This is a genomic window from Streptomyces sp. NRRL F-4489 (assembly GCF_001509485.1).
Taxonomy (GTDB): domain Bacteria; phylum Actinomycetota; class Actinomycetes; order Streptomycetales; family Streptomycetaceae; genus Streptomyces.
The window spans coordinates 14,069-27,481 of record NZ_LLZI01000254.1 but is presented as its reverse complement, the minus strand read 5'-3'; the positions used below and the strand labels follow the sequence as shown (position 1 = coordinate 27,481).

At 75.3% G+C, this 13,413-nt stretch carries 10 protein-coding genes and 1 pseudogene; 2 read left to right on the top strand and 9 right to left on the bottom strand.

All coding sequences use genetic code 11. The features are described 5' to 3' along the window. Positions 1–251: 251 nt before the first annotated feature. Positions 252–1,910: a protein kinase domain-containing protein gene (locus ADL22_RS25795; protein WP_066984531.1), complete on the top strand. Its 1,659-nt coding sequence runs from the start codon at positions 252–254 to the stop codon at positions 1,908–1,910. 95 nt (positions 1,911–2,005) lie between these two features. Here the strand turns inward: ADL22_RS25795 and ADL22_RS25790 are convergent, their stop codons facing one another. From ADL22_RS25790 to ADL22_RS25775, 4 genes and pseudogenes are all read right to left on the bottom strand, one after another. Continuing rightward, positions 2,006–2,563 carry a bacterial proteasome activator family protein gene (locus tag ADL22_RS25790; RefSeq protein WP_199836371.1) on the bottom strand — a complete coding sequence of 186 codons (558 nt, stop codon included), beginning with the start codon at positions 2,561–2,563 and terminating at the stop codon, positions 2,006–2,008. Positions 2,564–2,886: 323 nt separating this feature from the next. Then, a complete protein-coding gene (locus ADL22_RS25785) occupies positions 2,887–3,717 on the bottom strand; it encodes a hypothetical protein (RefSeq protein WP_159048722.1) in 831 nt (276 codons plus the stop codon). Positions 3,718–3,866: 149 nt separating this feature from the next. Then, entirely contained in the window at positions 3,867–4,844 is a 978-nt protein-coding gene (locus tag ADL22_RS25780) for an NAD(P)H-quinone oxidoreductase (RefSeq protein ID WP_066984523.1), read from the bottom strand. Positions 4,845–4,952: 108 nt separating this feature from the next. Continuing rightward, a pseudogene (locus ADL22_RS25775) lies at positions 4,953–5,690 on the bottom strand (potassium channel family protein); the annotation flags it as partial. A 230-nt stretch (positions 5,691–5,920) separates the two neighbouring features. Between ADL22_RS25775 and ADL22_RS25770 the strand changes: the two are divergent. Further along, positions 5,921–7,042 carry a potassium channel family protein gene (locus tag ADL22_RS25770; RefSeq protein ID WP_066984520.1) on the top strand — a complete coding sequence of 374 codons (1,122 nt, stop codon included), beginning with the start codon at positions 5,921–5,923 and terminating at the stop codon, positions 7,040–7,042. Between the two features lie 42 nt (positions 7,043–7,084). Here the strand turns inward: ADL22_RS25770 and ADL22_RS25765 are convergent, their stop codons facing one another. The 5 genes from ADL22_RS25765 to pdhA are packed head-to-tail and all read right to left on the bottom strand — an operon-like array spanning position 7,085 to position 13,325. After that, positions 7,085–8,719, bottom strand: a complete 1,635-nt coding sequence (locus tag ADL22_RS25765; RefSeq protein ID WP_066984517.1) for a molybdopterin molybdotransferase MoeA — start codon at positions 8,717–8,719, stop codon at positions 7,085–7,087. After that, positions 8,716–9,675, bottom strand: coding sequence for an NTP transferase domain-containing protein (locus ADL22_RS25760; RefSeq protein WP_066984514.1), 960 nt, complete (start codon positions 9,673–9,675; stop codon positions 8,716–8,718). The genes ADL22_RS25765 and ADL22_RS25760 overlap by 4 nt, the downstream gene beginning before the upstream one ends. 46 nt (positions 9,676–9,721) lie before the next feature. Then, positions 9,722–11,119, bottom strand: a complete 1,398-nt coding sequence (locus ADL22_RS25755) for a dihydrolipoamide acetyltransferase family protein (RefSeq protein ID WP_066984511.1) — start codon at positions 11,117–11,119, stop codon at positions 9,722–9,724. After that, positions 11,119–12,153, bottom strand: coding sequence for an alpha-ketoacid dehydrogenase subunit beta (locus ADL22_RS25750; RefSeq protein WP_066984509.1), 1,035 nt, complete (start codon positions 12,151–12,153; stop codon positions 11,119–11,121). Before ADL22_RS25750 ends, ADL22_RS25755 begins: the two co-directional genes overlap by 1 nt. Further along, entirely contained in the window at positions 12,150–13,325 is a 1,176-nt protein-coding gene (pdhA, locus tag ADL22_RS25745) for a pyruvate dehydrogenase (acetyl-transferring) E1 component subunit alpha (protein WP_066984506.1), read from the bottom strand. The genes ADL22_RS25750 and pdhA overlap by 4 nt, the downstream gene beginning before the upstream one ends. Positions 13,326–13,413: the final 88 nt, after the last annotated feature.

The following is a 13,413-nucleotide window of genomic DNA, read 5'->3' as shown; positions in this document are numbered from 1 at the left end:
GCTACAGGTTCCGCGGCACCCGCCGGTCCGTCGTGGACCGGCCATCAAACCTTCCGCGAACCAAGTGTCGCAAGTCCACCACCCCCCGGCCGCGGCCCGGGCCGCGGGCAGACCGTGCCCGGATCTTGCACATCTGGTCACGGAACGGGCACACAGCTTGACGTGCCGGTGGCCTGGGGCAGACTTGGCTGCGGAATTCCAGATCTGATCGCCAGACATACGGGCAGTGCGCCCCAGGGGGAAGCGGAACGATGAGCCAGGACGGCGCTCAGGGCCAATTCGAGGGCCGTTCGGTCGGCGGTGGACGTTACCAGCTCCGTGATCTTCTGGGCGCCGGCGGGATGGCCTCCGTGCACCTCGCCTACGACAGCGTGCTGGACCGCGAGGTGGCGATCAAGACCCTGCACACCGAGCTCGGCCGCGAGCAGGCGTTCCGCGAGCGCTTCCGGCGCGAGGCGCAGTCCGTGGCGAAGCTCACGCACACCAACATCGTCTCGGTCTTCGACTCCGGCGAGGACGAGCTCGATGGCGGCATGGTGCCGTACATCATCATGGAGTACGTCGCCGGCCAGCCGCTGCGGTCCGTGCTCGACAGCGATATCGCCCAGCACGGCGCGATGCCGACCGAAAAGGCGCTGAAAATCACCGCCGACGTGCTCGCCGCGCTGGAGGCGAGCCACGAGATGGGCCTGGTCCACCGGGACATCAAGCCGGGCAACGTCATGATCACCAAGCGCAGTGTCGTGAAGGTGATGGACTTCGGCATCGCCCGCGCCATGCAGTCCGGGGTGACGTCGATGACGCAGACCGGCATGGTCGTCGGCACGCCGCAGTACCTCTCGCCCGAGCAGGCGCTGGGCCGCGCGGTGGACGCCCGCTCCGACCTGTACTCGGTCGGCATCATGCTCTTCGAGCTGCTCACCGGCCAGCTGCCGTTCGACGCGGACTCGCCGCTGGCCATCGCCTACGCGCACGTCCAGGAAGAGCCGCCGGTCCCGTCGAGCATCAACCGCTCGCTGCCGCCGGCCGTCGACGCGCTGGTCGCCCGGGCGCTGCGGAAGAACCCCAACGAACGCTTCCCCACCGCCGAGGCGATGCGGGACGAATGCCTGCGGATCGCCGGTTCCGGGCAGTCCGGGGCGACGCCGCTGATCATCAGCGAGGGTCCGCGCGCCCGCACCAGCGGCGCCTCGGTCTCCTCCGCGGTCTTCCCCACCGCCGCCGGCAACCCGCACACCCCGGCGCCGCCGAACGTCCAGCAGCCGTACCAGCCGACGCAGGCGGCGTTCGCACCGCCGACGCCGCCGCCGGCGAACAACGCCTATCCCACGCCCGCGCCGGGGCCGGCCCCGACCCCGGCGCCGTTCGCCAACGTCGGCTTCCAGGCCCCGCCGCCGTTCCCCGGCCCGCCGGCGCCCCCGGTGACCGGCCCGATGCCGTCCGCGAGCCCGCGCAAGAACAACAGCCCGGTGATCATCGTCGCGGCGGTGGTGGGTGTCGTGGTGGTCACCGCGATCGCCATCGGCATCGGCCTGAGCGCCGGCGGCGACACCGGTGGCGGCGGCAGCGACACCCCGACGCGGGCGTACTCCTACAGCCCGTCGCCCACGGCCAGCGTCCGGCCGGAGGACAAGACGGCGACGATCCAGACCTCCGAGTGCACCAGCCCGGCCAAGAGCGCCGTGGACCCGCGCAAGATCCTGTTCCCGTCGTTCAAGTTCAAGAACCTGGAGTCGGTCGAGCAGTGCATCAGGGCGGCCGGCTGGAAGTACAAGATCGTCAAGGAGGAGAACGACGCGATCTGGGGCAAGAACACCGTCACGAACCAGACCCCGGACGCCATCAGCTGGTGGAACCCGAGCAGCAACGACACCATCCAGCTGACGATCTCCACCGGCCGCAGCAACTGACCTCGGCCGACCGCGGCACCTGACAGCGGAGGGGCCGGCACGCACCGAGCGTGCCGGCCCCTCCGGCCGTTTCGCAGGCGCCGGGCGCCTGGGGATCAGAGGTACGGGCCCGAGCGGGCGCCTCCGTGGCCGGGCTGCTCCTGGCCTTCCGCGGTGATGCCGGGCGGCAGGGCGCGGCGCATCTGCTCCAGCTGCGCCCGGGCGGCCATCTGCTGGGCGAAGAGCGCGGTCTGGATGCCGTGGAAGAGTCCCTCCAGCCACCCCACCAGCTGCGCCTGGGCGATCCGCAGCTCCGCCTCGGTCGGCACCGACTCATCGGTGAAGGGCAGCGAGAGCCGCTCCAGCTCCTCGACCAGCTCGGGCGCCAGCCCGTCCTCCAGCTCCTTGACCGAGCTGGCGTGGATCTCCTTCAGGCGCACCCGGCTCGCTTCGTCGAGCGGAGCCGCCTTCACCTCTTCCAGCAGCTGCTTGATCATGCTGCCGATGCGCATGACCTTCGCAGGCTGCTCGACCATGTCCGTGACCGGAACCTCACGGGGCTCCTCGCCCTCTCCCCCGCCACCGGAGCCGGCGCTGCCGAGCGCCATGCCGTCCGGGCCGACGACCAGGACGTGCTGGTTCTCCTGCGACCGTTCGTTCATCGGCATATCCATGCCGCCATTCTCTCGTACGACAGGTCCAGAACGGTGGTGCCCCTGACAGAAGGTGATCCACCCAGGTTGAGGGCATGTTTCACGTGAAACCGCGCCCTTCCCGTGTTTCACGTGAAACCACGGGGGCGGTACCGCGATGTTTCACGTGAAACCAGTCGCTCGGCGCTCGATGTTTCACGTGAAACACCGGCCCGGGCGCACGGTGTTTCACGGGAAACCACGAGGCCGGGGCGCGTTTCACGTGAAACCACGCATGGCCGCCACACCGTGTTTCACGTGAAACCGTGCGCGCGTGTTTCACGTGAAACATGGTCTCCGGCCCCTCAGCGCCGCCGCAGCCGCAGGCCGAGGAAGGCGAGCCCCAGGCCGGTGAGGGCCATCCCCGCGCCCATCGGCAGGACCCGTTCGACGTGGTCGCCCGAGGTTTCGAGGGAGTAGGGGCCGGCCGACGGGTCCGGGCCGGCTTCGTTCTCGGTGGTTCCGGGGTGCTGTTCGGGTGCGGGCGACGGCACCTGCCGGTACGGGCTCGGGGCGGCGGGGTCGGCGAGATCGCGGGGGGCGGCCGGGGAGGGAAGCTCCGTATCGGCGGCGTCCGGGACCTCGGGCGGGGACGGCCGCGGGGCGCTGTCGTGCGGCGCGGGGGCGGGCCGGCTGGACGGCAGCTGGACGGGGTCGGCGGACGGCGTGCGCGGTGGGGCGGACGGTACGGCGGGGTCCCCGTCCGAGGCGTCGTCCGCGATGGTGGTACCGAAGTCCGGAGCGGACGCCCCTGACCAGGGGAAGCGCGGGCCGAACGGATGGTGCCGGTGGTGGTGGCGCCCGTGCGGGAACGGCCCGCCGGGGTGGTGCGGGAAGGCCGGCAGGGTGCCGGAGAAGCCGGGGAAGCGATCCGGGAGGTCCCGGAAGTCGGTGGTGCCGGGGTAGTCCGGGAGGCCCTCCGGCGCGCCGGGACGGGCCGGGTACATCTCCCCGAAGCGGTCCGCGGTCAGCAGGGGGTCCGCCGCGTAGTCGTCCATCGGTTCGCCGGGCCGGGCGGCCGGGGTGGCCCGGTGGTCCACGGCCAGCGCGGTGCCGGACATCAGGGAGACGGGCAGGGCGGCGGCGACCACCAGCAGACTTGTGGCAATGCGCGTACGGAATCCTGGAGCGACCACGGTGCCCCTCCCGTGCCGAGCCGTCGAGTGACGTGCCCAGCGTCACACGGCGGCATGACCGCGGCATCTCGGGCAGGTCGGCCGGGTGACCCGCCGGCACGGAGAGGGGCGGGGGCCGTCAAGGCCCCGGAAAGCGCCTGGTCGGCGGCTCAGACGGTCAGGATGACCTTGCCGAAGTGGGTGCTGGAGTCCAGTACGCGGTGCGCCTCGGCGGCCTGGGCCATCGGCAGCGTCCGGTCCACGATCGGGCGGACCTGGCCGTTGCCGATCAGCGGCCAGACGTGCTCGCGGACGGCGGCGACGATGGCCGACTTCTCGCTCACCGGGCGGGCCCGCAGACCGGTGCCGGTGATCGCGGCGCGCTTGGAGATCAGCGCGGCGAGGTTCAGCTCCGCCTTCACCCCGCCCTGCAGCCCGATGATCGCCAGGCGGCCGGCGACCGCCAGCGCCTTGATGTTCCGCTGGAGGTACTTGGCGCCGATGATGTCGAGGATGACGTCCGCGCCCTGGCCGCCGGTGGCCTTGCGGATCTCCTGGACGAAGTCCTGTTCGCGGTAGTCGATGAGCAGGTCGGCGCCCAACTCGGCGCAGCGGGCCAGCTTTTCGGGGCCGCCGGCGGTGACCGCGACCCGCGCGCCGACCGCCTTGGCGAGCTGGATGGCCATGGTGCCGATGCCGCTGGCGCCGCCGTGGACCAGCAGCGTCTCGCCGGGCCGCAGGTGCGCGATCATGAAGACGTTCGACCAGACGGTGCAGGCGACCTCGGGGAGCGAGGCGGCCGTGACGAGGTCGACGCCGGGCGGCAGCGGCAGCACCTGGCCGGCCGGGACGGCGACCTTCTCGGCGTAGCCGCCGCCCGCCAGCAGCGCGCAGACCTCGTCGCCGACCGCCCAGCCGTGCACGCCGGGCCCGACCGCGGCGATCCGCCCCGAGCACTCCAGGCCCGGGTACGGGGAGGCGCCGGGCGGCGGGTCGTAGAAGCCCTGGCGCTGGAGGAGGTCGGCGCGGTTCACGGCGCTGGCCGCGACCTCGATCAGGACCTCGCCCTCGGCGGGCTGCGGATCGGGCACGTCGGCCCACACGAGGGCTTCGGGGCCTCCGGGTTCGGGGATGGTGATCGCTCGCATGGGCGCGAGGCTACTCGCCGTCAGGCCGCGGGGCGAAAGGGCGGTACGCGGCCGGCGGACCGGGCGGCGCGCCGGGAGCGGGCGGTGGCGCCGCGCTCGCCCGCCCGGTCATTCGTCCGCGGGGCGCATGGCGGACACCGCCGTACCGGGCAGCGTCGGCTTGGCGGACGGCCGCCCGGCGGGGTCCGGTTCGCCGGCCGGCGCGGCCCGGACGATGGTGATCAGGCGGTCCGCGGTCTGGAGCGGGCTCGCCTCCGGGTCGTCGAAGCTCAGCAGCCGGTGGCCGCGCAGGACGGAGACGACCAGGTCGCGGGCGTCCCGGACGGACGTGCCGACCTCGGACTTCACCACCGGCCGTTCCACCAGGTCCAGGCCGCTGCCCTGCTGGATCAGGTCCTCCATGACGGCGCCCGCGCTGGGGCTGTGCACCGAGAGCCCCAGCAGCCGGCCGGCGGCGCTGGCCGAGGTGATGACCGCGTCGGCGCCGGACTGCCGCAGCAGCGGGGCGTTCTCCTCCTCCCGCACCGCGGCGACGATGGTGGCGTCCTTGTTGAGCTGACGGGCGGTCAAGGAGACCAGGACGGCGGTGTCGTCGCGCTGGGTGGCGATGACGACCTGGTGCGCGCGCTGGATCTCGGCGCGGAGCAGCACATCGCTGCGCGTCCCGTCGCCGACCACGCCCGCGAACCCCTCGGCCACCGCGGCCTCGATCACCTTGGAGCCGGTGTCGACGATGACGACGCGGTCGCGGGGCAGGCCGGTGGCGCACAGGGTCTGGACGGCGGACCGGCCCTTGGTTCCGTAGCCGACGATGACGGTGTGGTCGCGCAAGGCGGTTCTCCAGCGGTGGCGTGATCGGGGTGCGGGGAACGGGGCTGTTCCGACGCTACCGATCCCGGAGCGCCGGAGGCGGTTTTCCGGCGCACCGGGCCGGCCCGCGCTGTCCCGGCCGGACCGGGCGCCGGCTCCTGACACACTTCCGGCGGGAGACCATGGGCGCCCGAAACCCGGAGGATGACCGGTATGCCGTATCCAGCGACGTTCACCGCGCAGGCCGCACCCGAGGAGCCGGCCGCATGAACGACGAGCACACGCCGCCCCGCGCGCCCGGCAAGGTCTCCGTCCTCCGGGCGCTGTGGTCGCGTTCGCGGTCCCAGGCCGAGGAGCAGGGGGAGGCCGGGCGGGCCGTCGTGATGCCCGCGCAGGGCGTGAAACCGCCGCTTCAGCAGGTCCTGCGGCGGCTCGTGATGGCGCTGGTGGTGCTGGCCCTGACGACGTTCGTGGTGTGGATGGACGGCGACGGGTACCACGACAACGCGGGCGGCGACGTCGGGCTGCTCGACGCGGCGTACTACGCGACGGTGACGCTCTCCACCACCGGTTACGGCGACATCACGCCGATCAGCGACAGCGCGCGGCTGACCAACATCTTCGTCATCACACCGTTGCGCGTGCTGTTCCTGATCATCCTGGTCGGCACCACGCTGGAAGTGCTCACCGAGCGCACCCGGCACCAGGTGCGGGTGCACCGCTGGCGGTCGCGCATGCGCGATCACGTCGTCGTCATCGGCTACGGGACGAAGGGCCGGCACGCCGTGCAGACGCTGGTCGGGCAGGGCGTGCCGAAGCAGAAGATCGTGGTGGTGGACCCCAAGAAGCCGACCGTGGACGCGGCGAGCAACGACGGGCTGGTGGGGGTCATCGGGGACGCCACCCGGTCCGACGCGCTGCGCCGGGCCGAACTCCCCCGGGCCGCGAAGGTGGTCGTCGCCACCCACCGCGACGAGACCGCCGCGCTGGTGACGCTCACCGCCCGCCAGCTCAACAAGCACGCCACCATCGTGGTGGCGGTCCGGGAGGACGAGAACCTGCCGCTGCTGAAGCAGAGCGGCGCCGACACCGTCGTCACGAGCTCCAGCTCGGCGGGCCGGCTGCTGGGCGTGGCGATGGCCAGCCCCAGCGCGGGGGCCGTCCTGGAGCGCCTGATGACCTTCGGCAGCGGCCTGGACCTGACCGAACGCCCGGTGGTGGCAGGCGAGGTGGGGCGCTCCCCGCGCACGTGCGGCGACCTGGTGGTGGCCGTGGTGCGCGGCGGCAGGCTGCTGGACTACACGCAGCCGGAGGCCGGGACTCTGCGGGCCGGGGATCGGCTGATCACCGTGCAGCGGGTGCCGGCCGGGGAGCCCGCGGCGGGCTGACGGCCCGGTCGGCCGGGAGCGCCGGGCCGGCGGGCGGCGGTGTCAGGCGGGGCCGCCGGACGCGGAGTCGTAGCCCGTGCCGGGGGCGGGCCAGCCCGCCGACCAGCCGGCGGGCCAGGGGAGTTCGAGGAGTTCGGCCTCGGTGCCGCGTTCCGCGCCGCCCGGCGGGACGACCGCCAGCGCGTCCGCGGCGGCGATCCCGCGCAGCATCGCGGGCCCGTGGAAGCGCAGCGGGGCGGCGATCAGGCCGTGCCGGTCGTCGTCGCGGTAGGCGACCGGGACGAGCCGGGTGTCGCGCGGATGCCCCTGGACGGCGGCGGCCAGCGGGACGCGGTACGGCTCGGCCGGGCGGCGGGCGGCGAGGGTGCGGAGGAGCGGTTCGGCCAGGGTGAGCAGACCGGAGACGGCGGCGAGCGGATTGCCCGGGAGGCCGACGAGGTGCCGGCGGGGCGCCAGGCGGGCCAGCAGCATGGGGTGGCCGGGGCGCACCGCCACCCCGTCCACCAGCAGCTCCGCGCCCATCCGGCGGAGGGTCGGGTGGAGGTGGTCGACCGGGCCGGCCGCGGTGCCGCCGGTGGTGACGACCAGGTCGGCGGTGGAGCCGGCCAGGGCCTCGTGGAGCAGCTCGGCGTCGTCGGCGAGGTGCCGGGGCGGTGCCATCTCGGCGCCCAGGGCGCGCAGCCAGGGGACCAGCATCGGGCCGAGCGCGTCGCGGATCCGGCCGCCCTCGGGCCGGCCGCTGCGCAGCAGTTCGTCGCCGAGGACGAAGACCTCGACGCGCGGGCGGGGGTGGACGGACAGCTCGTCGTAGCCGGCCGCCGCGGCCAGGCCGAGGACCGCGGGGGTGACCAGCGCGTCGGCCGGCAGCAGGTGGTCGCCGGTGCGGCACTCCTGGCCGCGCGGGCGGATGTCCTGGCCGGGGGAGACCGGCCGCGGCGTGTACAACCGGGCGCGGCCGTCGGGGAGTTCGAGGATCTCGCCGTGCTCGCTGCGCAGCACCGCGGTGGCGCCGGGCGGGACGCGGGCGCCGGTGGCGATGGGCACCGCGTGGCCGTCGACGAGCGCCGCGTCGGCGCTGTGGCCGGCGAGCAGGCCGTGGTCGGGACCGGTGGCGTCGTCGTCCGCGGCGACCCGGTCGACGCGCCAGGGGCCGGGGCCGGCGACCGCCCAGCCGTCCATCGCCGAGGTGTCGAACGACGGCAGGTCGGTGAGGGCGGTCAGGGGAGCGGCGAGGGTACGGCCGAGCGCCTCGCCGAGCGGGGCCGTGCCGGGGCCGGGCGGCCCGTCCACGGCGTGCGCGGCCAGGTCCCGGGCGGCGGGCCAGGGTGTGGTGCGGTGGTGCGGGGCGCCGGTGCGGGCAGAGGCAGGGGCGGCCGCGGACGGGGCGGTGGCCCGGTGGCCGGCGCGGGCCTGGCGGCCGGTGCCGTCCGAGGCCCCGGCCGCCGGGCCCGCCGGGTGCTCCGGGGTGGGGCCGCCGGGCGCGGGGCCGCCGGACGGGTGCGGGTCGTGCGGGTCGTCCGGGCCGGCGCCGTACGCGGCGTACGTGCCGGTCGCGGTCGTGCCGTCCGTGCCGGCCGCGGTGGCGCCGGGCGCCCGGCGGGGCGCGGTGTCGTTGGCCAGCGCGAGGGCGTCGGCGAACTCGTCGCCGAACCGGTCGCCGTGCTCCCCGTCGGTCATTCCGCGGACTTCGCTTCGCCGCCCGAGGCGCCGCCGCCCGAAGCGTTGCCGCCAGGGGTGCCCCCGCCGGGCGTGCCGCCGCCCGCCGCGCGCGCCGCCGCGGCTTCCTCGGCCGCGGCCTCCGCCGCCCAGCGGTCGGCCAGGGCGGCGGCCCGCCGGGAGAGTTCGGCCACGTCGCCGCCCTGCCGGGCCGCCGCGTAGCCCACCAGGAACGTCGTCAGGGGCGCGGCGGGGCGGGCCACTCCGTGGGCCGCGTCCCGCGCGAGGTCGAGGAGTGCCGCCGTGTCAACATCGAGGTCGATGCCGAGTTCGGCCTTGACTGCGGTGATCCATTCGTCCAACACGTGTCCATGCTCCCTGATCCGGGCGCGCGCCGTGCCGAGGTCCTCCCAGGTGTCGCAGTCGAACGACGCGGCGGCCGGGGCGTCCCGGACCCGGGCGAGGTCCAGCGCGGACAGCAGGGGGCGCAGCGGCAGGCCGGCGAGGCCGCCGTGGCCGGCCCGCAGCTCGTCCAGGGCGCGGCGCAGCGGTGCGGAGCGGTACGCGGCGACCAGCGGCTGGTCGCGGCCGTCCCGGTCGCACAGCAGCGCGCCGTCCCGGGCCGGCCCACCGGGCCCGGCCGCCGCGGCGAGGAGGCCGCGGACGGTGGCGGGCGTCAGGAACGGCAGGTCGGCGGAGAGCAGCAGCACCGTGGGCGCGGTGGTGTGCCGCAGTCCGGCGTCGAGCGCGGCGAGCGGGCCGCCGCCGGGCGGGTCCTCCCGGGCCCGGACCACCGGGCGGGCGGTCGGGCGGGCGGGGCCGACGACGACGGTGACCGCGGCGCCGGCGCAGGCGGCCAGCACCCGGTCCAGGAGGGTCCGGCCGCCGACGCGCAGGGCGGGTTTGTCCGCCCCGCCGAGCCGCCGGGCGGCCCCGCCGGCCAGCACGATCGCGTCGTAGTCGGTGTGCTCGCTCACCCCTTGAGTATCTCCGGGCGCGCCGCCGGAACGCCGCCGGCGGCCGTCACAAGGTGCGCAGCAGCAGCGCGGGCCGTTCCACGCAGTCGGCCACGTGGCGCAGGAAGCCGCCCGCGGTGCCGCCGTCGCACACCCGGTGGTCGAAGGTGAACGACAGCTGGACCACCTGCCGCACCGCCAACTCGCCCTCGTGCACCCACGGCTTGGGCGATATCCGGCCGACGCCTAGCATCGCCGCCTCCGGGTGGTTGAGGATCGGGGTGGAGCCGTCGACGCCGAAGACGCCGTAGTTGTTGAGGGTGAACGTGCCGTGCGACAGCTCGGCGGGCGTGAGCTTCCCGGCGCGGGCGGCCTCGGTGAGCCGGGCCATCTCGGCGGACAGCTGCTCGGCCGTGCGGTCCTGGGCGTCCCGGACGACGGGCACCACCAGTCCGCGGTCGGTCTGCGCCGCGAAGCCGAGGTGGACGGCGGGCAGCCGGACGATCTCCTGGGCCGCGGTGTCGACGGTGGCGTTCAGCTCCGGATAGCGGGCCAGGGCGGCCGTGCAGATCCGGGCCAGCAGCGCCAGCAGTGACACCTTGGGGGCGCCGGGGACGTTCATCGCCGCGCGGGCGGCGAGGAGTTCGGTGGCGTCGGCGTCCACCCAGCAGGTGGCGTCCGGGATCTCGCGGCGGCTGCGGCTGAACTTCTCTGCCGCGGCGCCGCGCACGCCCTTCAGCGGAATCCGCTCCTCCCCCGGGGCGGGGGCGGCGGACGCTGCCGTACGGGTCCCGGGGGCGGCGGGCGCGGCGCCGGGTGCCGCCCCGGCCAGCGCGCGGACCGCGGACTCGACGTCCGTCCGGAGGATCAGGCCGTCGCGCCCGGTGCCCCGGACGTCCCGCAGATCCAGGCCGTGCTCCCGGGCGAGGCGGCGCACCAGGGGGGAGATCACAGCAACCGTGCCGCCGCCGTCCGCGACCGGGCGGGCGGGGCCGCGCGCGTCCGGCACATGACCGGCCGACCCGGGGGTCGCGGCGGGCTCCGGGGCGGGCGGCAGGATCCTGCGGCGCCGGGCTGCGGCACCGCTCGTGCCGTAGCCGACCAGGACGTTCCCCGACCCGGACTCCGCGGCCTCCGGCGCCTGCGCGGCGGGGGCCGGAACCGGGGCGGCGGACGGGCCGCCGGGCACCGTGCCGCCATCCGGCAGGGCGTCCGGCGCGGCGCCGACCGCGACCGTCACCAGCGGCGCGCCGACCGGCACCTCGGCGCCCTCCTCGCCGAACCGGGCGGTGACCACCCCGCCGTACGGACAGGGCACCTCGACCATCGCCTTGGCGGTCTCCACCTCCACGACCGGCTGGTCGACGGCCACCACCTCGCCGACCTCGACCAGCCAGCGCACGATCACCGCTTCGGTCAGGCCCTCGCCCAGGTCGGGGAGGGTGAACTCGCGCACCACGGCCATCACGCACCACGCCCTTCCGCCCAGCGCGACTCCCACTGGAGGCGGGCGACGGTGTCCAGGATCCGGTCCACGCCGGGCAGATGGTGGCGCTCCAGCATGGGCGGCGGATAGGGGATGTCGAATCCGGTGACGCGCAGCACCGGCGCCTCCAGGTAGTGGAAGCAGCGCTCGGTGACCCGGGCGGCGATCTCGCCGCCGGGGCCGCCGAACCCGCTCGCCTCGTGGACGACCACGGCCCGCCCGGTGCGCCGCACGGACGCGCAGACCGTCTCGTCGTCGAACGGCACGAGCGAGCGGAGGTCGACGACCTCCAGATCCCAGCCCTCGGCGCGGGCGGCCTCGGCGGCCTCCAGGCAGACGGGCAGGGACGGGCCGTAGGTCAGGAGGGTGGCGCTGCTGCCGGGGCGGCGGATCTCGGCGCGGCCTATGGGCGCGACCGGGGCGGGCGCGTCCGGGGACCAGTCGGCCCGGGACCAGTAGAGCCGCTTCGGTTCGAGGAAGACCACCGGGTCGTCGGAGGCGATGGCCGCGCGCAGCAGGCCGTAGGCGTCCTCGACGGTCGCCGGGGTGACGACCTGGAGGCCGGGGGTGGCGAGGTAGTACGCCTCGGAGGAGTCGCTGTGGTGCTCGACGCCGCCGATGCCGCCGCCGTAGGGGATGCGGATGGTCAGCGGCATGGGGACCGCGCCGCGGGTGCGGTTGCGCATCCGGGCGACGTGGCTGACCAGTTGCTCGAACGCGGGGTAGGCGAACGCGTCGAACTGCATCTCCACCACCGGGCGGAGCCCGTACATCGCCATGCCGACGGCGGTGCCGAGGATGCCGGCCTCGGCGAGCGGGGTGTCGCTGCACCGGTCCGGGCCGAACTCGGCGGCCAGGCCGTCGGTGATCCGGAAGACGCCGCCCAGGGTGCCGACGTCCTCGCCCATCACGTGGACGGCGGGGTCCTCGGCCATGGCGTCGCGCAGCGCGCGGGTGAGCGCCTGGGCCATGGTGGCCGGCTTGCGCGCGGTGGGCCGGGCGGTGGTCGTCATGGCCGGGCCTCCTGGGCGGGCGCGGGGGTGGCCGCTTCGGCCTCGGCGTCCAGCTCGGCGCGCAACCGGTCGGCCTGGTCGCGCAGTTGGCCGGTCTGCCGGGCGAAGACGTGGTCGAACAGGGCCATCGGGTCCAGCGGGGGGTCGGTGTGCATGCGGTCCCGGAGGGCGGCGGCGAGCTGCTCGGCGCTCTCCCGGGTGGCGGCGGCGAACGCGTCGGTGAGCAGGCCGCGGTCGGTCAGCTCGCGCTCCATGAGGGCTATCGGGTCGTGCGCCCGCCAGGTCTCGACCTCGGCCTCGGTGCGGTAGCGGGTGGCGTCGTCGGCGTTGGTGTGGGCGTCGAGGCGGTAGGTGACGGCCTCGACGAGGGTGGGGCCGCCGCCCTCGCGGGCGCGCCGTACCGCGTCGGTGAGGACCTCGTGCATCGCGGGCGCGTCGTTGCCGTCCACCAGGCGGCCGGGCATGCCGTAGCCGACCGCCTTGTGGGCGAGGGAGGGGGCGGCGGTCTGCTTGGCGAGCGGGACGGAGATCGCGAAGCCGTTGTTCTGGACGAGGAAAACGACCGGCGCCTGCCAGACGGCGGCGAAGTTCAGCGCCTCGTGGAAGTCGCCCTCGCTGGTGCCGCCGTCACCGACCATGGCCAGGGCGACCACGTCGTCGCCCTTGAGGCGGGCGGCGTGCGCCAGGCCCACGGCGTGCGGGAGCTGGGTGGCCAGGGGGGTGCACAGGGGCGCGACGCGGTGCTCGTACGGGTCGTAGCCGGTGTGCCAGTCGCCGCGCAGGAGGGTCAGGGCCTGGACGGGGTCGAGGCCGCGGGCCACGGCGGCGAGGGTGTCGCGGTAGCTGGGGAAGAGCCAGTCCTGCTCCTGGAGGGCCAGGGCGGCGGCGACCTGGCAGGCTTCCTGGCCGGTGGAGGAGGGGTAGACCGCGAGCCGGCCCTGGCGGGTCAGCGCGGTGGCCTGGGTGTTGTAGCGCCGGCCGCGGACCAGCTCGGCGTAGAGCCGCTTCAGGAGCCCGGTGTCGAGCCGGCGGGCGGCGTCCGTCCCCAGGAGGCGGTACGGCTCCGCGTCGGGCAGGAGAGGCGCGGGGTCGACGCGCGGGCGCCAGGCGGGTGGCGGGCCGGCCGGGCCACTGGTGTGCCGGGGGCTGCCGGGCTGCTCAAGGACCGTCATGACGGGCACCTCCTCGTCATCGAAGGGGTGGCGCGATGCGCCTCATGGGGGTGGGGGGCGGGCGACGGGCGGGCAGGATGAAACGGGT

Coding starts and splice junctions, on each gene's coding strand:
- ADL22_RS25795 (WP_066984531.1), top strand. CDS start 252: ATGAGCCAGGACGGCGCTCAGGGCCAATTCGAGGGCCGTTCGGTCGGC.
- ADL22_RS25790 (WP_199836371.1), bottom strand. CDS start 2,563: ATGGATATGCCGATGAACGAACGGTCGCAGGAGAACCAGCACGTCCTG.
- ADL22_RS25780 (WP_066984523.1), bottom strand. CDS start 4,844: ATGCGAGCGATCACCATCCCCGAACCCGGAGGCCCCGAAGCCCTCGTG.
- ADL22_RS25770 (WP_066984520.1), top strand. CDS start 5,921: ATGAACGACGAGCACACGCCGCCCCGCGCGCCCGGCAAGGTCTCCGTC.
- ADL22_RS25765 (WP_066984517.1), bottom strand. CDS start 8,719: ATGACCGACGGGGAGCACGGCGACCGGTTCGGCGACGAGTTCGCCGAC.
- ADL22_RS25755 (WP_066984511.1), bottom strand. CDS start 11,119: ATGGCCGTGGTGCGCGAGTTCACCCTCCCCGACCTGGGCGAGGGCCTG.
- ADL22_RS25750 (WP_066984509.1), bottom strand. CDS start 12,153: ATGACGACCACCGCCCGGCCCACCGCGCGCAAGCCGGCCACCATGGCC.
- pdhA (WP_066984506.1), bottom strand. CDS start 13,325: ATGACGGTCCTTGAGCAGCCCGGCAGCCCCCGGCACACCAGTGGCCCG.